The organism is Pseudomonas sp. SJZ103, from assembly GCF_007828335.1.
Taxonomy (GTDB): domain Bacteria; phylum Pseudomonadota; class Gammaproteobacteria; order Pseudomonadales; family Pseudomonadaceae; genus Aquipseudomonas.
The window spans coordinates 208,871-228,969 of record NZ_VIUN01000008.1 but is presented as its reverse complement, the minus strand read 5'-3'; the positions used below and the strand labels follow the sequence as shown (position 1 = coordinate 228,969).

Here is a 20,099-nt window from a genome sequence, read left to right as displayed (position 1 = left end):
TTAAGTGTTGGCAGATGGGTACTTAATGCGGTTAATTCTCATTGCTGCATATGAGACGTTCGCACTCGCATAAACCGGAAAAAATTATGCGGGCTCCAACTCCGCAACGACTTTCCCTGCACTCAAGCGCACCAGCTGGTCGGCGATATCGAAGTAGCGGTCGTCGTGGCTGATCACAATGATCGTCTTGCCCAGGCGCTTGAGGTCCGGCAGCAGCTCGGTATAGAACACGCGGCGGAAGGCCGGGTCCTGGTCGGCGGCCCATTCGTCGAACACCAGCACCGGGCGTTCTTCCAGCCAGGCGTTGACCAGTGCCAGGCGCTTGCGCTGGCCGGTGGAGAGGTCGGTGGTACTGAATACGCCGTCCTTGACGCTGACCTTGTGCGCGATTTCCAGGCGCTCCAGGTACTTGGCGGCGCTGTCCAACGACTGAGTGGCGCTGCCCTGGACCAGGTCGTCGAACAGGTAGTAGTCGGCGAATACCGTGGTGAACAACTGGCGATAGTCGTCGCGCGCCGGGTCGGTCACGGTTTCGCCGTTGAGGCGGATTTCCCCGCTATGGGGCTGATACAGGCCCAGCAGCAGCTTGATCAGGGTGGTCTTGCCGCAGCCGTTCTCGCCAACGATAAACACGATATCGCCCTGCTTGATGCTCAGGTTGATCGGCCCCAGGTGGAACGGCTGGCTGCCTTCCACCGGCGGCGGGCTGTAGCTCACGCCGCGCAACTCCAGGCTGTGCACCAGCGGTGTCGGTGCTTCGCTGCCGTCCATCAGCAAGTGCGGTTCAGGGGAGGAGAAGCGTTGGGACAGTTCGGTGATGCGCGCAAACGCAATGCGCGCCTTGCCGATGATCGGCAGGTAACCCACCACGTGTTCCAGCGGGCCTTTCATGTACAGCAGCACCAGCACGAAACCGGTGATCACCGCCGGGTCCGGGTTCGGGTTATAGGCCTGCATCGCCAGCGCCAGGCCGATGACCACGAAGAACAGCATCGAGCCGAAGGTCTTGGCGACGATATAGATGTTCACCGAACGCACCTGGATATCGCTGATGCGGTCGGCGGTTTCCTGGATGCGGTGTGTGTTCATGCGGTAGCGCCGTGGCCGGTGGATACGCAGCTCCTTGGCGCCGGAGGCGATCGCCGAATAGTAGCGTTGCAGCTCATCTTCCTGGTCGCGGGCCTCGTCGAAGCCGCGAATGCCCTTGGCGCCGGCAATGAATTGCACGCTGCTGCCGATGATGATCGCCACCACCATCATCAGGAACATTGGCACCGACAGGTACGCCAGGTAGCCCAGGCAGCCCAGGGTCACCGTGGTGGCGATGGCCAGTGGGGTGAAGGCGAAGGAAAAGTCGCTGATGGTGTCGACGTCATGGGTCAGCACCGGGATCAGGCGGTGGGAGCGATACTGTTCGATCTGCTCGATGGGCGCCGACAGCACCTTTTCGCCGAGATCCTTGCGCAGGGCGGCAATGATCCGCTGGCCCACGTAGTTGGTGCCGATATCGGAGACGATCGAACTGGTCAGCGCCAGCACGCACAGCGCAGCAAAGCTCAGGATCACGCCTTGGGTCATACCGGTCGAAGAGTGCAGCGCGTTGTTGATGGTCGCCAGCAACAGCGTGATGGCCAGGCCGCCGGCCATGCCCAGGGCGATGGAGACCGTCACGATGGTGCGAAACGGCCTGAGCAATGCAAGCAAACCTTTGAAGGCGCCGCGCTTGGGGTCGGTCATAAGTACTTCCCGGAAAGTGAAAAAGAGGGGGCTGGGCACACAGACCCTTACCCATGACAAACGAAAGATTGGCGCGACTATTTACCTCGGCATGCCCGGCGGTGTGGTGGGTGGATAAATTGCCCTGCGGCTGGTTCGTTCTTGTGGTGTAGGCGCACGCGTATCGGTGCGTGCCTGATCTTTCCAGCGAGAGCGAAACAATGACGAAAAAGAATCTGGTGTACGTGTGGTCCCTGCGCAATGCCGCCGCCGACAAGGCCGGGCAGCCGGTGGCCTACAAGGACCACGAGCGCTACATGAAGTCGGTGCTGGAGTTTCTGGTGGGGTCGCTGAACGACACGCCCCTGGGCGAGGCCTACAACCTGGTGGGCGTGGTGTATGACGACGATGAGCAGAACCCGCGCGACCAGCAGTTGGTGGCTGACTATGGGTTTGCCTATAAACCGGGGCGCCAGTGGCTCTATCCGGCGGATTTGCAGGTACAGGGCAACCTGGTCAACGACCTGCTGCTGAGCGTGCCGTCCACCTATCGCCGCCTGCCACGGGGCAGCGCCGAGCATATCGCCGGCAAGCAGGACTTCGAACGCCGCCTGCATGACACGCTGGTGGAATTGAAGGCCGATATCGTGGTGCTGGACGGCCTGCTGGTGATCCTGGACGAGCTGGTGCGCCCCGGTGCGCCGTTTGCCCGTCGCATCATGAACATTCACCCCGGTATCACCCGTATCGAATCGCCCTATGAGCGCCGGGGTGCCTACGCCACCTGGAATGCCTTGTACGGTGCCCGTGGACAAGCCGTGGTGGATTGGGCGACCAAGCAGACGCAGCCGTGTGAACCGCTGTACCTCACTGGCGCATCGTTCCACTACGTGGACAACGGCATCGACTCCGGCGAAGTGTTCCACGACGTGCTCAAGACCGAGATCTCGCCGGACGACACCATCCTCGAGCTGCGCTGGAACAACTTCAACAACAGCCTGTTCCCGGCGCTGCATGAAGGCCTGGAGTTGTTGGCGCAGAAGGGGTCTAAGTCACGCACGATTTGACTGTGGGAGGGGGCTTGCGCCCGATGGCGGAGTATCAGTCAATGGCGATGTCGACTGCCGCACCCCACCGGGAGCAAGCCCCCCCCCACATTAAATCCCGTCAGCTTCAGAGATCGCGCACTACCCTGAAGCCAATCCAATCCCCCCGCGTCTGCGGATAGATGGTGTTGCGGTTGCCCGAACGCGAGAACACCGGCGCTTCGCCCCAGTCATTGCCGCGAATCATGTAGCCCTCGCAGTTCGGCTCCATCCAGGCGCTGCCATCCGTCGGCGCGCCGACATAGTTGGGGTGCTCGCAGTCGGCCACCCGCTCATAGACATTGCCATGCATGTCGTACATGCCAAACGCATTCGGCGGGTAGCTGCCTACGGGCGAAGAATAGCTGTACCCGTCCGCCGGCCCGTAGGTGTTGGCATGCTCGGCGATGCTGTAGCCCTTGCCCTCGTCGAACGGGAAGGGGAATGGCCCGGTGGAACCGGCGCGCGCGGCGTATTCGCGCTGGGCTTCGCTGACCATGTGGTACTGCTGGCCGGTCTTTTTCGACAGCCAGGCCACATAGTGCTTGATGTCGTCCATGTCCATGCACACCGCCGGCTGGCGCGGGCCCTGGGGGTAGCGCGGCTTGCTGGCGATGCATTCGCGGCCGGGGCGCGTGTCGCCGTCGGCGATCTTCACACCGGTCTGGCGGATATAGCTGTCCCATTCAGCGGCGGTGATGTGGAAGCGGCTCATGGCGAACGGCTTGGCAAAGGTCACGTCATGCATCGGGCCTTCGTCCGGCTCGCGGCCGACTTCGTCTTCCGGTGTGCCCATGGTGAAGGTGCCCGCAGGGAGTACCACCATTTCCGGGCAGTCCTTGCAGTCCTTGAACACTTTGCCCGGTTGCGGTGTGGCGGCCTGGGCCAGGCCTGGCAGCAGCGCGCCGCACAGGGCGGTCAGCGCCAGGGCCGTCAGGGGTTTGAGTCGCAATGGCGTCATGTGGGCCTCTCGTTCAAAGGGGAAAGGGGTGTCACAACCGCTGGCTGAGCAGGGTCATGAAGCGCTGGATTTCTTCGGAATTGTTGAGCAGGCCGGGCGCCGTGCGGATCACCGGGCCGACGTCGCGGTCCACCGCATCGATCACCACGCGGTTTTTCAGCATGTGGGCCGCCACCGCACCACTGTCCTGGCCTTTGACCCGGAAGAAGGTAAAGCCGGCGGACAGCTCGGGGCTGCGCGGGGTGACCAACTCGATCTGCGGGTGCGCCAGCAATTGCTCCTTGAGTTCGGCGTTCAGCCCATGAATGCGCGCCTGCACCGGCGCCTTGCCCAGTTGCAGGTGCAGCTTGAAGGCCTCATCCGCCGCCCAGCGATGCTCGAAGGCGTGATAACCGCCGGGGGTCATGATGGTGGCGAAGTCCTTGTCCTCGGAGAAGGTCGGCACCATGGGCGTGACGTACTTGTTTTCAGGGTTGCGGGCGCAGACCAGGCCGGTGCCGCGGGGGCCGAACATCCATTTATGGGTGCCGGCAATAAAGAAGTCGCAGTGCATGTCGGGGAAGTCGAGGTTTTCCACGCCGAAACCATGCACGCCGTCCACCACATAGAGGATGCGGTCCTTGTCGTCGCGGTTGCGGTTGTGCTCCTCCACCAGCTTGCCGATCTCACCGATGGGCAGTTTCACACCGCTGCCGGACTGTACCCAGGTCATGCCCAGCACGCGGGTGTTGGGGCGGATATTGCGCTGGATGTTTCCCACTACTTCGTCGGCAGAGACCTGGCTGGCGCGCTCGAACATTGTGATCCGGCGTACCTGGGTGCCTTCCTTGAGCACGCGAAAATCCAGCACGTTCTGGGTGGCGTAATGCTCATGCACGGTGGTGAGGATTTCCTGGTCCGGGCGCACCTTGATCCCGCCATAGATCATCGCCAGGCCTTCGGAGGTGCTGCCGGTGAGGGCGATCTGCGGCGGGGCGGCCTTGAGGTAGCGGCCGGCCCATTCGCGCACCTGGCCTTCGCGTTTCCAGGTTTCCTCCAGGTCCCAGTCCATGGCGAGCCCCGGGTTACGGTCGATCTGTGCGCGGTAGCGCTCAATGGCTTCGCGTACCGGCCTGGGGTGCGAGGCCACCAGGAAATTGGAGAAGTGCAGGTAATCCGGATCCTGGTTGAACAACTGCTTGAACCCCGTCCATGGGTCATCCGTTGTGTTGGCAGCCAGTGCTTGCGGGAGGCGTGCAGCGCCCAATGGCAGGCTGGCGGCAACTACCCCGGCCAGCTTGAGAAACGTACGGCGGTCAGTCATGGACTTGCTTCTAGGTGATTAACGATTGGCCAAGGGCTTGGCGGCTTTTTGTACCTGGTCCCACACCCGCAGGAAGTTGCCTCCCCACAGTTTGGCGATGTCGGCTTCGGAGTAACCGCGCTGGATCAGCTCGGCGGTGACGTTGCGGATTTCGCCGACGTTGTTCCAGCCGTCGAGGCCGCCGCCGTCGTTGAAGTCCGAAGCGATACCGACGTGATCGATACCGATCTTGCGCACGGTGTAGTCGATGGCGTCGCCCAGGTCCTTGAGCGTGGCCTTGGGTTCCTCATCGAGGATCGCGTACAGCGCGCTGGCGTACTCGCCGAACCTGTGCTCGGGCCAGGCGGCGATGATCGCGTCACCCGGCATCAAGGCCACGGCCAGGTTGGGCAGGGGGGGCAGGTCGAAGCGGGCGCGCAGGGTGTTGAGCTTGTCCTGGGTCGGTTGGCTCAGCGGGCGCAGGTAGGCCGAGAAGCCCACGATTTGCACCACGCCGCCGCTGCGCTTGATCAGTTGCAGTTCCTTGTCGCTGAGGTTGCGCGGGATGTCCACCGCTGCGCGCGGCGCCGAGTGCGACGCCACCATCGGCGTGCGGCTCAACTGCGCCACCTGCTCCAGGGCCTTGGTCGACATCTGTGACACATCGATGATCACCCCCAGGTCATTGAGGCGCTGCACCGCTTGTTTGCCGATGTCCGACAGGCCGTCGAGCGCATCCACCGAGTCGTTGAAAAACGGCAGCGGGCGCGATGAGTCCGACCAGGCGTTATTGCCCACATAGCTGAAGCCGAACATGCGCATGCCACGTGCCGCCCACAGGTCCAGTTGGTTCAGGTCATTGCCCAGCGGGTAGGCGTTGAGCATGCTGATAAAGATCGCAAACTTGCCTTCGCCATGCAGGCGTCGAAAGTCGTCCGGGGTATAGGCGATGCCGACTTGATTGGGAAAATCACGCACCATGCCGGAGATGATCTTGTAGCGCACTTCCTGCTCGTGGCGGGCTTCCTCGACAAAGCCGTCAGTGGGCTTGTGCGGCGCGTTGGGGCCATTCCAGATTTCCGGCCAGCCGAAAATCGTCAGGGCAGCGCCGGACAAGCGACCGCGTGCCGCTTTGGCCAGGTCGAACTGGCCGCTGCCGTCCTTGTCGGCCTCGTTGCCGGCGGTGCCGAAGTCCATGGGGACGGTGATGTGGCTGTCGAACGACAGCAGGCGGTCCTGCATTTCATTGGCCTGCTTGATCACTGCGAGCGGGTAGCCGGCATTGCCCTTGAACCAGTGATCCCAGGCCAGGAAGCCTGCGCCGGCACCGATGGCCAGTGCCAGCGGCAAGCCGATGTACAGCGCCTTTTTCGAACGTGGTTTTGTCATTGCCATCTCAGTCAGTTTAGGCCTTCGCTATCAAGGAGGAACGAGTGATGCGCGGGGAAATTTAGGCGGCGCGGGCAGGGCGGTAAATTTCCCTGGCCTGCAAACGTTCTAGCTCTGATAAAGCCGTTTCCTAAGGTAGACAATGACCATCTCTCGACGTGGGTTCATCGCAGGCCTGGCGCTGACCGGCGCGGCTGTGCCGGCCGCCTTCTATGCCCATCGCGAGTTGACGCGCGAAGAAGAATTCCCCATCACTCCCGGCGAAGCCACCGTTGACCTGGCCGACACCGCCGGGCAGCACTTGGCCAACACCTTGCGCGGGGTGTGGAGCCTGCGCCTGGAAGGCCGCGACGCCGGCCTCAAGGGCTTGCCGCTGCAAGGCCTGGAACTGCTGCTCGACATCGCTCCCCGTGGCCGTGGCCTGCGCGGCTACCTGGACACCGCCGCCAACCTGCGCAGCGAAGGCGAACCGCGCTACCGCGTGCTCGGTGACCTGCTGACGGGCGAGGGCGCGTTGCTCTACTGGCGCCTGATCGACCGCGATGCCCTCGACGGCAGGCCCGCCTATGAGTTCAAGATGACCCTCGATGAGGTCTGGGCCGACTTCGGCAATGCCGGCAGCGGCACCCTCAGTGGGCACATCCTCGACCTGGACCGGCCGCTTGCCCTGACCGAGCGCGACAACCGCTTTATCGCCCACAAACAGCTGTTTCCCGAAGCCCGCCAACGCATCGGCCTCAACCCGACCCTGTTGGCCTGGCTGATCGCCCCCGAGCACCGCCTGTTTCACCAGCTATGGCACGCCACCCGTGACCAGTGGCACAAACTCTCCGAAGCAAAACGCGACGCCCTGCGCGGCATCGGCTGGCAACCCGGCCCGCGCGGTAAAGAGCGCGACGCCCGCGGCAAGCTCAAAGACCGCAACGGCTCGGGCATCGACTTCTTCTTCATGCACCGCCATATGCTCGGCACCGCGCGTTCCATGCAGGACTTGCCCTCGTGGCCCGCATTCCCCGAACCGCAACCGGCGCTGGAGCGTGATCGCCTTGGTTTCCTGCGTTACTTCGACAACCACGACGGCTTCGCGCTGCCGCCCACCTGGTCGGAGCCGGATGACAGCGAGTACACCCAGTGGGTCGCCGACATCAAGGCCGCCGAGACTTACCACAGCAACTTCCAGGTCTGGGAATCCCAATACCGCGACCCGCGCTACCTGGCCAAACGCACCCTTGGTCAACTCGGCTCCGAAATGGAACTGGGCCTGCACGACTGGCTGCACATGCGCTGGGCCTCGGTGCCCCGCGACCCGTCCAACGGCGCCCCGGTACCCCTGGCCCGCGACCCGGCAGACTTTGCCGCGCGCTGGTACGCGGCAGAAAACGACTTCCTCGGCGACCCGTTTTCATCCCACGTAAACCCGGTGTTCTGGCACTTCCACGGCTGGATCGACGACCGCATAGAAGACTGGTACCGCGCCCACGAACGCTTCCACCCCGGCGAGGTCAGGCGCCTGGACGTCAATGGCGTGGCTTGGTTCGCGCCGGGGCGCTGGGTCGAAGTCGGCGACCCGTGGCTGGGCCCGGACACTCATGGCTGCAGCACCACACCGGGGTTGCAGATGGGCAAGTCGATGGAGATGGACCCGGAAACCATGAAGCTCGCATTGCGCATTACCTTTGGCGAGGACGAGAACCTGTTGCAGGGCCTGTTCAAGCGCGTGCCGCAGCGGCCTTGGTATGCGCGGCATTTGAAGGTGAAGGCGCGAGAGGCTTGAGCGTTTGGCGCGGCACGGCGCGGCTGCACTTGGCCAACGCCTGCTGCACGTCCGCCAACAGGTCGGCAACGTCCTCAAGCCCCACTGATAAACGCACCAGGCCTTCGCTGATACCGTGATGCGCGCGTTCTTCAGGGGTGTAGGTGCTATGGGTCATGCTCGCCGGGTGCTGGGCCAGTGACTCGGCGTCGCCCAGGCTGACCGCGCGGGTGAACAGCTTGAGGGCATTCATGAAGCGTCGACCGGTGTCGATACCGCCCTTGAGTTCGAAGGCGATCATGCCGCCGGCCTGGCTCATCTGCCGCGCCGCCAATTCATACTGCGCGAAGCTGCGCAGCCCCGGATATGTCACCCACTCCACAGCGGGATGCGCCTGCAGGGCTTCGGCCACGGCCTGGGCGTTGCTGCAATGGCGGTCCATGCGCAGGGCCAGCGTCTTGAGACCGCGCATCAACAGCGAAGCGTCCTGGGGCGACATCACCGCGCCGGTCAAGTCCTTGAGGCCTTGCAGGCGAATGCGCTGGGCGAGGGCCTGGTTGCTGACGGCAATACCAGCGGTGATGTCGCCATGGCCGCTGAGGTATTTGGTGGCGGAGTGCACCACCACGTCGGCGCCCAGTTCCAGGGGCCGTTGCAGGTACGGCGTGCAGTAGGTGTTATCGACCACCACGGTCACATTCGGCTGTTGATGGGCGAGGGCGGCCACGGCGGCGATGTCCACCAGTCGCAGGGTGGGGTTGGCCGGGGTTTCGCAGTAGATCATGCGCGTCGCGGGGCTCAGCGCCGCTTGCAGGGCGGCCAGGTCGGTGAGGTCGACGTGGCGCACCTTGATGCCGAACTCGCCGATACCGTGATGCAGCAGGGCGAAGGTGCAGCCGTAGAGTGTCTGGCTGACGATCACCTCATCGCCTGGGCGCAGCAGGGTCCAGAATGTCGCGGCAATTGCGCCCATGCCGGAACTGAACGCTACCGCTGCCTCGCCGTTTTCCAGGGTGGCCATGCGGGACTCCAGCAGCGCCAGGGTCGGGTTGGAAATGCGTGTATAGAAATGGCCGCTGGCCTCACCGGCAAAACAGGCGGCGCCGTATTCGGCGGTGGGAAAGGCAAACGTGGCCGACAGGTAGATCGGCGGCACGAGTGCGCCATGGTGGTCCTTGGGGTCATAGCCGTGGTGAATGGCACGGGTGGAAAAGCCGAATGCGTTGTGTTTATTGTTCATGTCGGACACTCCTTATTTCCTACAATGCTATGCTCATAACCACGGCTGTATTTTCCAAATATTGCCGACAAGTCCCCTGTCCTGGGATGAAAAATCGCTAAAAACAATAAACAGAGGCACATCATGCCCGTCACGCTGGATCGCACCGACAAAGCACTATTAAACGCCCTGCAAGGCAACGCCCGTTTAACCGTGGCCGAGCTGGCCGACCGCGTGTCCCTGACCACTTCTCCGTGCTGGCGGCGGGTCAGGAACCTGGAGGAGAGCGGGGTGATCAGCGGCTACCAGGCGATCCTCTCGCCCAAGGCGCTGGGGTATGGGGTGACGGCGTTTGTCAGCATCATGATGGAGAGCCACACCCAGGAAATTGCCCGCGCGTTTGAGCAGCGCTTGTTGGATATTCCGGAAATCGTGGCCTGTCATAACGTGTCGGGGCGCTATGACTTTTTGCTGGAGGTGGTGGCGAAGGACCTGGAGTCGTTCGGCGAGTTTGCGCGGGAGGTGTTGCAGACGCTGCCTTGCGTCAAGGAGATCTATTCGAGTTTTTCCTATAAATCGGTGAGGCCGTTGCGGGTGATTCCATTGCCGGGTTGATCACACACCGCCCCATTGGTCACCTGTTCTTCCCCGCAATTGGCTATTTCTCCCGTACGGCCCGGTGGCTAACCTAGCCACCACTTCCCACCGTTCTGGAGTTCCTCATGCAAGCCCGTACCGATTTCTACACCGCTTCCCCAGACGCCATGAAAGCCATGCTTGCCCTGGAAGCCGCCGTCGGCAAACTGTCCATCGAGCTGCCATTGCTGGAACTGATACGCCTGCGTGTATCACAGATCAACGGCTGCGCGTTCTGCCTCGACATGCACACCGCCGATGCCCGCAAGGGTGGCGAGACCGAGCGTCGCCTGTACACCCTGTCGGCCTGGCGCGAAACGCCGTTCTTCACCCCGCGTGAACGCGCGGCATTGGCCTGGGCCGAGAGCTTGACGCTGCTGAGCCAGACTCACGCCCCGGACGCAGACTTCACTGCGCTTGCCGCTGAGTTCAGCCCCCAGGAGCAAGTCGACCTGAGCGTGGCCATCGCCACCATCAACAGCTGGAATCGACTCGCGGTAGGGTTTCGCAAGATGCCTAAATAAGAAGGTTGAAGACGGCTGTTTGTGGCGAGCCCGCTCGCCACTGGGGTAAGTGTCAGAAGTTTACCGAAGCACTCAGGCGCGCCGTCAGTGGCGCGCCCATGAACAGATAGTCATCGCCCATGTACTCGCCCGCGTCGCGCCAGTAGCGCTTGTCGAACAGGTTGTCGACGCTCAGGCGCAGCACCGTCTCGTAGCCGTCGACCTTGGTGGTGTAGCGGCTGCCGACGTTGACCACCGCATAATCCCCCACCTCCACATTGCCGCTGCGGTTGGCGTACTTCTTGGCGCTGTATTGCACGCCGCCGAGCACCGCCAGGCCATTGACCCACGGCAACGCATAATCGGCGTACACACTGGCGCGCAGCTTGGGCACGTTGATCGCCTGGTGCTCTTCGTATTCCGGCGTGCCGCTGCCGTTTACCCGGGCACGAATCGCCGCCACGCTGGTGGAAATCTGCAGGCGCTCGGTGGCCCAGCCGTTGGCCGACAGTTCCACGCCGGTGTTCTTCTGCTCGCCCTGTTGCACATAGGTAAAGGTACCGGCGCCCTCCGGCTTGGCGTACTGGTAGGCCTGGCGCGTCTGGAACACGGCGGCGGCGAAGCTGATGCGGCGCCAGTCGTATTTCACCCCGGCTTCGATTTGCCGCGAGGTGGTCGGGGCCAGGGTTTCATCGGCGTTGTTGGCAAACCACGGCGCAGTGCCGCCCAGGGACAGGCCTTTGCTGTAACTGGTGTACAGCGAGATATTTTCTATGGGTTTGTAGATCAATGCCGCCTGGGGCAGAAACACGTATTGCTGGGTATGGCGGGCTTGGTCGCCCGTCACGCCGTCGAAGGCTTTTTCATCCAGGCGCACTTCGCGGCCGCCGAGGATGGTTTGCCATTGCTCGTTGAAGCGGATGCGGTCGGTGACGAACAGGCCGTACTGGCGGCTGTCGAGGGTGCGATGGCTGTCGTTCAAAGGCTTGTCGGTGGGCGTGAACGTCGGTGCATCATCGTCGATATTGGTCGTGCCGATGTACTCGTTGACGGACTTGCGCTTGTCGATCACCCGGCGAAACGCGCTGGTGCCGAAGGTCAGTTCATGGCCGATGCCTGCGGTGTCGAACAGGCCGGTCATCGCCGCCTGGACTTCATCGTCACGGCGGGTATCGTCGGGGCTGCGGTAGTCGTAGACGTCGTAGTTGCCTTCGGGGCTGAAGTAGTTCGGCACGCTGGAGGTGCAACTGGTCGAGCCATAGCAGCCCCAGGCAAATGAACTGTAGTCATCAATCACCACCTTGCTGCGCGCGGCGCTGACGCTGCCTTTCCACTGGTCGCTGAAGCTGTACTCGAACGTGCCGTTGAGGTTCAACGCGTCGATGCCGACCTGCCTGGAACCGCTCTGGTGGCCCAGCAGTTTTTTCGGCGAGGCATCGTGGGGCACCTCGTTGCCGCCCAGCAACTGGTAGCCCGGCACCGAGCGTTGTTGCTTGTTCTGGTATTCCGCGTCGAGTTGCAGCACGGCGTCGGGGCTGATGTTCCAGTCGAAGGCCAGGGACACGAAATCGCGCTGGCCGTTGGCGTGCTCCACGTAGGAATTGAGGTCTTCATGGGCGACGTTGGCGCGCAGGCCGAATTGCTGCTCGCTGCCAAACCAGCCGCCGACGTCGGTGGCGATATAGCCACTGCCACGGTCATCGGTGGACACCGTCACCGAGCGCACATCCTCCGGGCGCTTGGTCACGTAGTTGATCACGCCGCTGGGTTCGGAAATCCCGCTCTGCAAACCGGCCAGGCCCTTGAGCACTTCCACCTGCTGCTTGTTTTCCAGGGCAACGTTCTGCTCGCCGGTGATGGTGCGTCCGTTGATCTTGTAGCTGCTCGCCGCATTCAGCGAGAAACCGCGCACCACGAAATTTTCGTAGTAGCCGATGGGGGCGTAGCTGTCGCCCACCGAGGCGTCGTTGCGCAGCACTTCACTGAGCAGGCGTGCTTGCTGGTCCTTGATCAACGCGGCATTGATCACCGTGATCGAGGCCGGGGTGTCCAGCAGCGGCGCCTCATTGAAGCCGCCGACCGAAGCGGTGTCTGCGCGATAGCCGGATGCGTCCTCGCCCTGGACCTGCACCGCCGGCAGTTCGATCTGCGCCGCCCAACTGTTGCCGATACCGCCGCTGAGCAGCAGGCCGAGAGCGAAACGTGTACTGACGACGGGACGAAAACGCAAAACCATGGGGGCAGGGCCTTAAAGCGCAGGGCGGGGGGCGCATAAACTAGGCATAACGGCCAGGTTTTACAAGCGTTCGGTACCGGCGCGTGCGCTGAGACAGTGCGTCTCAACGCCAACGCCAAACCCTTTGCGCCTCGACAGCCCGTGCGCGCACCTGCGATAGACAACGCTCTCTCATCGTTGCAGGAGATTGTCATGAGTATCGCTGGAAAAGTTGCGCTGGTGACCGGCGCCGGGCAGGGCATTGGCCGGGCCATCGCCCTGCGCCTGGCACAGGACGGTGCCGACATCGCCCTGGTCGACATCAATGGCGCCAAGCTCGAAGCCGTGGCCGCCGAAGTCGTGGCGTTGGGGCGCAAGGCCTCGGTGTTTATCGCCGACGTGTCCAAGCGCGATCAGGTGGTGGCGGCGGTCGAGCATGCGCACCAGACCCTTGGTGGCTTCGACATCATCGTCAACAACGCCGGGGTCGCGCAGATCGACGCGCTGCTGGACGTCAGCCCGGAACAGGTCGAGCGTACCCTGGGCATCAATGTGCAGGGCGTATTGTGGGGCATCCAGGCTGCCGGCAAGAAATTCAAGGCGCTCAAGCAGAAGGGCAAGATCATCAATGCCTGCTCCATCGCCGGCCACGAAGGCTTTGCGTTGCTGGGCGTGTACTCGGCCACCAAGTTTGCCGTGCGGGCCTTGACCCAGGCGGCGGCCAAGGAACTGGCGAGCGCCGGGATCACGGTCAATGCCTACTGCCCTGGGGTGGTGGGCACCGACATGTGGGTGGAGATCGACAAGCGTATGGCCGAGATTACCGGGGCTGAAGTGGGCGCGACCTACAAGAAGTATGTGGATGGGATTGCCTTGGGCCGTGCGGAAACGCCGGAGGATGTGGCGGGGTTGGTGGCCTACCTGGCCGGGCCGGATGCGGATTACATGACCGGGCAGGCGCCGTTGATCGATGGCGGGCTGGTTTATCGCTGATCTTCCAAGGCCTGCGGTGTTAAATGTGGGAGGGGGCAAGCCCCCTCTCACATGGTTGACCCCGTTGTGTCAGTGCTTGCCGGGCATGTCGATGCCCAACTGGTTGACTCGGCGGTACAGGGTGGCTCGGGAAATGCCCAACGCCTGCGCCGTCGGCAACGGCTTCCAGCGATGCCGGATCAACGCGTCCAGTACCACTTGGCGTTCCGGGCTGACGCTGTGCTCGGTCAGCGCCTCGACCTGTTCGCCGCGCACTTCCACCGGCAAGTCCGCCAACTGGATGGTCCCGCCTTCACACACCGCACAGGCATACGCCAGCGCATGGTGCAGTTGGCGCACATTGCCCGGCCAGGCGTAGCCCAGCAACCGTTCCAGCGCGGCCTGGCCGATGCCCACCGAGACGCCGCTGCCGCGCGCTTGCTGCTCCACCAGCCGGTTGATCAATGCCAGTTTGTCACTGCGCTCGCGCAGCGGTGGCAGGCAGAAGCGGGCGCAGCCGAGGCGGAAGTACAGGTCTTCGCGAAATCGTCCTTCGTTGACCAGCACGGCCAGGTCGCGGTGGCTGGCGCAGATCACCTGGATGTCCACCGTGCGGGTTTTGGCCCCGCCCAGGGGCGCGACTTCTCCCTCGGCCATCACCCGCAACAGGCGCGTCTGCAACGCCAGCGGCATATCGCCGATTTCATCGAGGAACAACGTGCCGCCATCGGCCTGCACCAACAGTCCCGGCATGCCTTTGCTGGACGCACCGGTAAAGGCCCCGGCCACGTAGCCGAACAGCTCGCTTTCAATCAGGTTCTCGGGGATCGCCGCGCAGTTCACCGCGACAAAGGGCCCTGTTCGCCGAGCGCTGCGTTCGTGCAGTTGGCGGGCGAAAACCTCCTTGCCGGCGCCGGTTTCACCCTGGACCAGTACCGGCAGGTTGCGGTCCTTGACGCGCACGGCCAGGCGCAGGTGTTCTTCCACCCGTGGGTCGACCTGAGTGTGCGCAACGGGCCGTGCCGGTTTGCGTCGCGGGGTGTTGACCCGCACGTGCAAGACGCCAGGCTCGCCCAGCCATTGCAGGTGTTGGGTTGATTGATCGGTGGCCGAGCGCAACGCATCCAGGTCGAACACTTCGCCGATATGCTCCGGCACCTGGCCGAAACGCCGGCGCAGTGCCTGGCGCGCCTTGCTGTTCAGCGCCTGCAGGCGTCCATCCTGGTCCCAGGCCAGCAGCAGGTCGGGCTGGCTGTCCACATAGCCCGGTGTGCTGTGGGCCTGGAGCACCCAGTGCTCGCGGGCGCTGTGCATGAAGAAGGCGTTCTCGATGGCTTGGGCACTCTGCGCCACCATCTGCCGCACCAAATGCTGGCTGCGTCGGTCATCCGGGGATTTGAGCGCCGAGGCGTCCATCACGCCCAGCAGGTTGCCCTGGGGGTCGAAGATCGGCGCGGCGGAGCAGGTCAGGCTGATAAAGGCGGCACGGAAGTGGTCGCGCTTGTGCACGGTCACTGCGGCCTTGCTGGTCAGCACCGTGGCCACGCCGCATGTGCCTTCCTCGGCTTCCGACCAGCAGGTGCCGAGGTACAGGCCGGCTTTGCGGCAGTCGCTGCGGATGGCAGTGTCGACGCGGTGGTCGATGGTCTGGCCCTGGGCGTCGGTCAGCATCACGCAGTAGTCGGCGTGGCGCACCCGATGGTGCAGTTGCCCGACTTCTTCGCTGGCGATGCGCATGAACAGTTCCGCGCGCTCGCGGCATTCTTTGAGCAAGGGTTCGGTGAGGATGCGGGGCCCCTGCAGCGAGCCGGGGTCGAGGTGGTGTTGCTCCATGGAGCGCCGCCATGAATCGAAAATCAGCGACGGCACCGGCGCCTGGGGCAGGCGATCGGCATTGCGGACCACGCGACTGACACAGTCGACGTGTTCCCTGGAGTTCGCGGCGAACATAAGGCCTCCGGTTCTCGATCTTTGTTGTTATGCCCGCCATTAAGCGCTTATGGGCGTCGACGGACAAGGCTGGCCTGACCAACTGCCGAGGCTGAGACGCAGCGTCTCAATTCGCCTGAGACGCTGCCTGCACGTTGCAATGCTGGGTCTCATTCTGCGCTGGCATCGCGCAGCGGCACAACCGTTCGGAACTGCTCTGGGTCAAGGCTTTGCCAGGTTTTTGTACGCCTTGGCACAGCCTGTGCTGAACCGCTTACAGCTGGCCGCAGCCAGCCTTTTGTGTGTCGAGACAACCTGGAGAACAACAAGATGTCCACTCACCTGTCCACCGATCAATTGCTGCATGCCTACACCGTGATGCGCACCATCCGGGATTTCGAAGAACGCCTGCATGTGGAATTCGCTACCGGCGAGATCCCCGGTTTCGTGCACCTGTATGCCGGCCAGGAAGCCAGCGCCGCGGGGGTCATGGCGCACCTCAACGATGAAGATTGCATCGCCTCCAACCACCGTGGCCACGGCCATTGCATCGCCAAGGGCGTGGATGTGTTCGGCATGATGGCCGAGATCTACGGCAAGAAAACCGGCGTGTGCGGCGGCAAGGGGGGCTCCATGCACATCGCCGACCAGGAGAAGGGCATGCTCGGCGCCAACGGCATTGTCGGTGCCGGTGCGCCGTTGGCGGCAGGCGCTGCCCTGGCTTCCAAGCTCAAGGGCAGCCAGGGCGTGGCCGTGGCGTTCTTCGGCGACGGCGGTTCCAACGAGGGCGCGGTGTTCGAGGCGATGAACCTGGCGTCGATCATGAAACTGCCGTGCCTGTTCGTCGCCGAGAACAACGGCTATGCCGAGGCCACCGGTTCCGGCTGGTCGGTGGCGTGCAAGGACATTGCCGAACGGGCGGTGGGCTTTGGCATGCCGGGGGTGATTGTCGATGGCAATGACTTCTTCGCCGTGCACGCGGCGCTGGGCGTGGCCGTGGAGCGTGCGCGCAAAGGCGAGGGGCCGACCTTGGTGGAGGTCAAGCTGAGTCGCTTCTACGGCCACTTTGAAGGCGATGCACAAACCTACCGTGGCCCGGATGAAGTGAAGAACCTGCGCGAATCCCACGACTGCCTCGCACTGTTCCGCCAGCGCTGCAGTGCCGAAGGCTGGCTTGACGCGGCTCAGTTCGAACGTATCGACGGCGAGGTCGCGCAGTTGATCGACGACGCCGTGCGCCTGGCCAAGTCCGATCCCAAGCCCCAGGCCGCCGACCTGCTCAGCGATGTCTACGTCGCCTACCGCTAATAACAACAAGACTCGGAGAGAATCTCATGGCTCGCAAAATCAGCTATCAGCAGGCAATCAACGAAGCCCTGGCCCAGGAAATGCGCAGGGACCAGAGTGTGTTCATCATTGGCCAGGACGTCTCCGGCGGCACCGGCTCCCCCGGCGAGCAGGACGCCTGGGGCGGTGTGCTCGGCGTGACCAAGGGCCTGTACCCGGAGTTTCCAGACCGGGTACTCGATGCGCCGTTGTCTGAAGTCGGCTACGTCGGCATGGCCGTCGGCGCCGCCACCCGCGGCATGCGCCCGGTGTGCGAATTGATGTTCGTCGACTTTATCGGCTGCTGCCTCGACCAGTTGCTCAACCAGGCCGCCAAGTTTCGCTACATGTTCGGCGGCAAGACCACCACGCCGCTGGTGGTGCGCGCCATGTATGGCGCCGGCCTGCGCGCCGCCGCCCAGCATTCGCAGATGCTGACGTCGATGTGGACGCACATTCCCGGCCTCAAGGTGGTGTGTCCGGCCACGCCGTATGACGCCAAGGGCATGTTGATCCAGGCGATCCGCGACAACGACCCGGTGATCTTCCTCGAACACAAGATGCTCTACAGCCTCCAAGGTGAGGTGCCGGAAGAGCTGTACACCGTGCCGTTCGGCGAAGCCAACTTTGTGCGCGAAGGCCGCGACGTGACCCTGGTGACCTACGGGCGCATGGTGCATGTCGCCCTGGAAGCCGCCGCCAACCTGGCGCGCCAGGGCATCGACTGTGAGGTGCTGGACCTGCGCACCACCAGCCCGCTGGACGAAGACAGCATCCTTGAGAGCGTGGAGAAAACCGGGCGCCTGGTGGTGATCGACGAGTCCAACCCGCGTTGTTCCATCGCCACCGACATCAGTGCGTTGGTGGCCCAGCAGGGCTTCTCGTTCCTGCGCGCGCCGATCGAGATGGTCACCGCGCCGCACACCCCGGTGCCGTTTTCCGATGCGCTGGAAGACCTGTACATCCCCAACGCCGCGAAGATCGAGGCCGCTGTGCTGAAGATCGCCGACAAGAGGAATGCCGCATGATCCATACCTTGACCATGCCCAAGTGGGGGCTGTCGATGACCGAAGGTCGCATCGATGTCTGGCTCAAGCAGCCCGGCGACCGGGTGGAAAAGGGCGAAGAAGTGCTGGACGTCGAGACCGACAAGATCTCCAGCAGTGTCGAGGCGCCGTTCAGCGGTGTGTTGCGCCGCGTGCTGGCGCTGAGCGACGAGACCTTGCCGGTGGGCGCGCTGCTGGGGGTCGTGGTGGAAGGTGAGGCCAGTGAGGCCGAGATCGATGCGGTGATCGAAAGCTTCAACGCCGGGTTCGTCTCAAGCAGCGCCGAAGCCGAAGCCACCGGGCCGAGTGCGCAGAAGATCGAGTTGGGCGGGCGCTTGTTGCGCTATCTCGACCTGGGTGAGGGCGGTACGCCGCTGGTGCTGGTGCATGGCTTTGGCGGCGACTTGAACAACTGGCTGTTCAACCAACCGGCCCTGGCCGCCGAGCGCCGGGTGATCGCCCTGGACCTGCCAGGGCATGGCGAGTCGGGCAAGCATCTGCAAGCGGGTGACGCCGAGGAGCTGAGCCAGGCCGTGCTGGCCTTGCTCGATCACCTCAAGCTCGACCGCGTGCACCTGGCCGGGCACTCCATGGGCGGGTTGGTCAGCCTGACGGTCGCCCGTCAGGCTCCGGCGCGCGTTGCCTCGCTGACCCTGATCGCCAGCGCCGGGCTGGGGGCGGACATCAATGGCGATTACCTGCAAGGGTTCACCGAGGCCAATAACCGGAACGCGCTCAAGCCGCAACTGGTGCAACTGTTCAGCGACCCGACGCTGGTGACGCGGCAGATGCTGGAGGACATGCTCAAGTTCAAGCGCTTGGAAGGGGTGGACCAGGCGCTTCGTCAGCTCAATACCCAGTTGTTTGAGGGTGGGCGCCAGCGCCTGGATTTGCGCAGCGTAGTGGGGCAGCAACCGAGCCTGGTGATCTGGGGCAGTGACGATGTAATCATCCCGGCCGGCCATGCCCAGGGGTTGGAGGCCCAGGTGGAGGTATTGCCGGGGCAGGGGCATATGGTGCAGTTGGAAGCGGCGGAGCGGGTTAACCAACTCATGGCAGCCTTCCTCAAATCCCACCCTTGAAATGCAATCCAATGTGGGAGGGGGCAAGCCCCTCCCTCATTTTCAGATGCATTTCAAAGTGAGTGCTTGAGGGTTTCGCTCGGCAGCTCTTTGAACAACGCGCGGTAGCTATTGGAGAACCGCCCCAAATGCCAGAACGACCAGTTCATCGCCACCTCGGCCACGGTCGTTCCGGTACTGCTCAGCAACTCCCTCCGTGCCCCATTCAACCGGCGCAAGCGCAACCACTGCGCCGGGCTCATCCCGGTGTAGGTCTTGAACCCTTGCTGCAACTGGCGCAGCGGCACGCCGGCGATCCGAGCCAGTTCCAACAGATTGACGGTTTCGTCCGGCGCATCCGCCGCCCACTCGCCTATGCGTGCCATCAACTGGCGCTCTTCGCTGCGCCGCTGCAATGAACTGCGGTCCAGGCACACGCAGGCGTTGTCGAGGATGAACAGGCAGTCGTCGAGCAATTGCTGGGTGAGGGCGTCGCGGCTGATCGGGTCGGTCAAGGTGGACAAGCGCGTCAGCGTGCCACTCAGCCAGCGGCTGAACAGCGCGTTTTGCTGACAAGTCAGCGGCGCCATGAACAGGCCTTCCAGCGTCTCCATATCCAGGCCGTGGCGCTGCACGAATTGCGGGCCGAACACTACCGCCACTTCACGGTAGTTTTCCGGGGTGATCCAGGTGTTACGGCTTTCGCCATTGAGCAGGTACAGCGCGTTGTCGCTGCCATCGAAACAGAACGCCAACGCGCCCGGTGGTGCGTTGAAGTGCTGCTCCACGCGGGTGTTCATGCTCTCTTCGTAGACCTCGACACCTTGCAGGTCGAGGTAGCGGATGCGCCCGGCAAAATGCCCGGGGGACATCTGCTGGTACTGCTGCACCCAACCGGGTGTCGCACTGCATTGGGCGGCCACGTCACCGGTGGTGAAGGCCTGTACGCGCAAAGCGGTTGCCTGTGTCATGGGTGATCCGTGCGCACTCTATTGGTGCGTTGTGC

General features: G+C 63.4%; 16 protein-coding genes. 8 read left to right on the top strand and 8 right to left on the bottom strand.

All coding sequences use genetic code 11. The features are described from left to right. Positions 1-84 precede the first annotated feature (84 nt). Positions 85-1,737, bottom strand: a complete 1,653-nt coding sequence (locus tag FBY10_RS18880; RefSeq protein ID WP_145337238.1) for a cyclic peptide export ABC transporter — start codon at positions 1,735-1,737, stop codon at positions 85-87. A gap of 200 nt (positions 1,738-1,937) precedes the next feature. On the opposite strand from FBY10_RS18880, the gene FBY10_RS18875 reads away from it, so the two are divergent. After that, a complete protein-coding gene (locus tag FBY10_RS18875; protein ID WP_145337239.1) occupies positions 1,938-2,783 on the top strand; it encodes a N(5)-hydroxyornithine transformylase PvdF in 846 nt (281 codons plus the stop codon). Between the two features lie 106 nt (positions 2,784-2,889). On the opposite strand, the gene FBY10_RS18870 is transcribed toward FBY10_RS18875, so the two are convergent. From FBY10_RS18870 to pvdM, 3 genes are read right to left on the bottom strand one after another with little or no spacing between them, the layout of a single operon-like run. Beyond that, the gene (locus FBY10_RS18870; RefSeq protein WP_131700183.1) at positions 2,890-3,762 is read right to left on the bottom strand and encodes a formylglycine-generating enzyme family protein; all 873 of its coding nucleotides are present in this window, start codon (positions 3,760-3,762) and stop codon (positions 2,890-2,892) included. Positions 3,763-3,793: 31 nt separating this feature from the next. Next, positions 3,794-5,065 carry an aminotransferase class V-fold PLP-dependent enzyme gene (locus FBY10_RS18865; protein WP_145337240.1) on the bottom strand — a complete coding sequence of 424 codons (1,272 nt, stop codon included), beginning with the start codon at positions 5,063-5,065 and terminating at the stop codon, positions 3,794-3,796. Between the two features lie 18 nt (positions 5,066-5,083). Continuing rightward, positions 5,084-6,433, bottom strand: coding sequence for a pyoverdine-tailoring dipeptidase-like protein PvdM (gene pvdM / locus FBY10_RS18860; RefSeq protein WP_145337241.1), 1,350 nt, complete (start codon positions 6,431-6,433; stop codon positions 5,084-5,086). A 142-nt stretch (positions 6,434-6,575) separates the two neighbouring features. On the opposite strand from pvdM, the gene FBY10_RS18855 reads away from it, so the two are divergent. Next, positions 6,576-8,207, top strand: coding sequence for a PvdJ/PvdD/PvdP-like protein (locus tag FBY10_RS18855; RefSeq protein ID WP_145337242.1), 1,632 nt, complete (start codon positions 6,576-6,578; stop codon positions 8,205-8,207). On the opposite strand, the gene FBY10_RS18850 is transcribed toward FBY10_RS18855, so the two are convergent. After that, entirely contained in the window at positions 8,143-9,426 is a 1,284-nt protein-coding gene (locus FBY10_RS18850; RefSeq protein WP_256663512.1) for a methionine gamma-lyase, read from the bottom strand. The two genes, FBY10_RS18855 and FBY10_RS18850, sit on opposite strands and share 65 nt — an antisense overlap. Before the next feature lie 123 nt (positions 9,427-9,549). On the opposite strand from FBY10_RS18850, the gene FBY10_RS18845 reads away from it, so the two are divergent. Both FBY10_RS18845 and FBY10_RS18840 read left to right on the top strand, forming a co-directional pair. Next, positions 9,550-10,020 carry an Lrp/AsnC family transcriptional regulator gene (locus tag FBY10_RS18845; protein WP_090405514.1) on the top strand — a complete coding sequence of 157 codons (471 nt, stop codon included), beginning with the start codon at positions 9,550-9,552 and terminating at the stop codon, positions 10,018-10,020. Positions 10,021-10,127: 107 nt separating this feature from the next. Then, on the top strand, positions 10,128-10,565 hold the full coding sequence (locus tag FBY10_RS18840; protein WP_053133396.1) for a carboxymuconolactone decarboxylase family protein: 438 nt from the start codon (positions 10,128-10,130) through the stop codon (positions 10,563-10,565). 52 nt (positions 10,566-10,617) lie between these two features. On the opposite strand, the gene FBY10_RS18835 is transcribed toward FBY10_RS18840, so the two are convergent. Continuing rightward, entirely contained in the window at positions 10,618-12,780 is a 2,163-nt protein-coding gene (locus tag FBY10_RS18835) for a TonB-dependent siderophore receptor (protein ID WP_145337243.1), read from the bottom strand. Positions 12,781-12,972: 192 nt separating this feature from the next. Here FBY10_RS18835 and FBY10_RS18830 point away from each other — a divergent pair, with 192 nt between their 5' ends. Continuing rightward, positions 12,973-13,752 (top strand): acetoin reductase, encoded by a 780-nt coding sequence (locus FBY10_RS18830; RefSeq protein WP_145337244.1) that lies wholly within the window; start codon positions 12,973-12,975, stop codon positions 13,750-13,752. A 69-nt stretch (positions 13,753-13,821) separates the two neighbouring features. Here the strand turns inward: FBY10_RS18830 and FBY10_RS18825 are convergent, their stop codons facing one another. Next, a complete protein-coding gene (locus FBY10_RS18825; protein ID WP_131700191.1) occupies positions 13,822-15,681 on the bottom strand; it encodes a sigma-54-dependent Fis family transcriptional regulator in 1,860 nt (619 codons plus the stop codon). Positions 15,682-15,990: 309 nt separating this feature from the next. Here FBY10_RS18825 and FBY10_RS18820 point away from each other — a divergent pair, with 309 nt between their 5' ends. The 3 genes from FBY10_RS18820 to FBY10_RS18810 are packed head-to-tail and all read left to right on the top strand — an operon-like array spanning position 15,991 to position 19,114. Beyond that, positions 15,991-16,968: a thiamine pyrophosphate-dependent dehydrogenase E1 component subunit alpha gene (locus FBY10_RS18820; protein ID WP_131700192.1), complete on the top strand. Its 978-nt coding sequence runs from the start codon at positions 15,991-15,993 to the stop codon at positions 16,966-16,968. 26 nt (positions 16,969-16,994) lie between these two features. After that, on the top strand, positions 16,995-18,014 hold the full coding sequence (locus FBY10_RS18815; protein ID WP_131700193.1) for an alpha-ketoacid dehydrogenase subunit beta: 1,020 nt from the start codon (positions 16,995-16,997) through the stop codon (positions 18,012-18,014). Further along, positions 18,011-19,114 (top strand): acetoin dehydrogenase dihydrolipoyllysine-residue acetyltransferase subunit, encoded by a 1,104-nt coding sequence (locus tag FBY10_RS18810; protein ID WP_145337245.1) that lies wholly within the window; start codon positions 18,011-18,013, stop codon positions 19,112-19,114. Before FBY10_RS18815 ends, FBY10_RS18810 begins: the two co-directional genes overlap by 4 nt. Before the next feature lie 53 nt (positions 19,115-19,167). Here the strand turns inward: FBY10_RS18810 and FBY10_RS18805 are convergent, their stop codons facing one another. Further along, positions 19,168-20,064, bottom strand: coding sequence for a helix-turn-helix domain-containing protein (locus FBY10_RS18805; RefSeq protein ID WP_145337246.1), 897 nt, complete (start codon positions 20,062-20,064; stop codon positions 19,168-19,170). Between the last annotated feature and the right edge of the window lie 35 nt (positions 20,065-20,099).

What these genes read in the sequence shown, in the direction of transcription:
- FBY10_RS18880 (WP_145337238.1), bottom strand. Translation starts at nt 1,737, where the DNA reads ATGACCGACCCCAAGCGCGGCGCCTTCAAAGGTTTGCTTGCATTGCTC.
- FBY10_RS18875 (WP_145337239.1), top strand. Translation starts at nt 1,938, where the DNA reads ATGACGAAAAAGAATCTGGTGTACGTGTGGTCCCTGCGCAATGCCGCC.
- FBY10_RS18870 (WP_131700183.1), bottom strand. Translation starts at nt 3,762, where the DNA reads ATGACGCCATTGCGACTCAAACCCCTGACGGCCCTGGCGCTGACCGCC.
- FBY10_RS18865 (WP_145337240.1), bottom strand. Translation starts at nt 5,065, where the DNA reads ATGACTGACCGCCGTACGTTTCTCAAGCTGGCCGGGGTAGTTGCCGCC.
- pvdM (WP_145337241.1), bottom strand. Translation starts at nt 6,433, where the DNA reads ATGACAAAACCACGTTCGAAAAAGGCGCTGTACATCGGCTTGCCGCTG.
- FBY10_RS18855 (WP_145337242.1), top strand. Translation starts at nt 6,576, where the DNA reads ATGACCATCTCTCGACGTGGGTTCATCGCAGGCCTGGCGCTGACCGGC.
- FBY10_RS18850 (WP_256663512.1), bottom strand. Translation starts at nt 9,426, where the DNA reads ATGAACAATAAACACAACGCATTCGGCTTTTCCACCCGTGCCATTCAC.
- FBY10_RS18845 (WP_090405514.1), top strand. Translation starts at nt 9,550, where the DNA reads ATGCCCGTCACGCTGGATCGCACCGACAAAGCACTATTAAACGCCCTG.
- FBY10_RS18840 (WP_053133396.1), top strand. Translation starts at nt 10,128, where the DNA reads ATGCAAGCCCGTACCGATTTCTACACCGCTTCCCCAGACGCCATGAAA.
- FBY10_RS18835 (WP_145337243.1), bottom strand. Translation starts at nt 12,780, where the DNA reads ATGGTTTTGCGTTTTCGTCCCGTCGTCAGTACACGTTTCGCTCTCGGC.
- FBY10_RS18830 (WP_145337244.1), top strand. Translation starts at nt 12,973, where the DNA reads ATGAGTATCGCTGGAAAAGTTGCGCTGGTGACCGGCGCCGGGCAGGGC.
- FBY10_RS18825 (WP_131700191.1), bottom strand. Translation starts at nt 15,681, where the DNA reads ATGTTCGCCGCGAACTCCAGGGAACACGTCGACTGTGTCAGTCGCGTG.
- FBY10_RS18820 (WP_131700192.1), top strand. Translation starts at nt 15,991, where the DNA reads ATGTCCACTCACCTGTCCACCGATCAATTGCTGCATGCCTACACCGTG.
- FBY10_RS18815 (WP_131700193.1), top strand. Translation starts at nt 16,995, where the DNA reads ATGGCTCGCAAAATCAGCTATCAGCAGGCAATCAACGAAGCCCTGGCC.
- FBY10_RS18810 (WP_145337245.1), top strand. Translation starts at nt 18,011, where the DNA reads ATGATCCATACCTTGACCATGCCCAAGTGGGGGCTGTCGATGACCGAA.
- FBY10_RS18805 (WP_145337246.1), bottom strand. Translation starts at nt 20,064, where the DNA reads ATGACACAGGCAACCGCTTTGCGCGTACAGGCCTTCACCACCGGTGAC.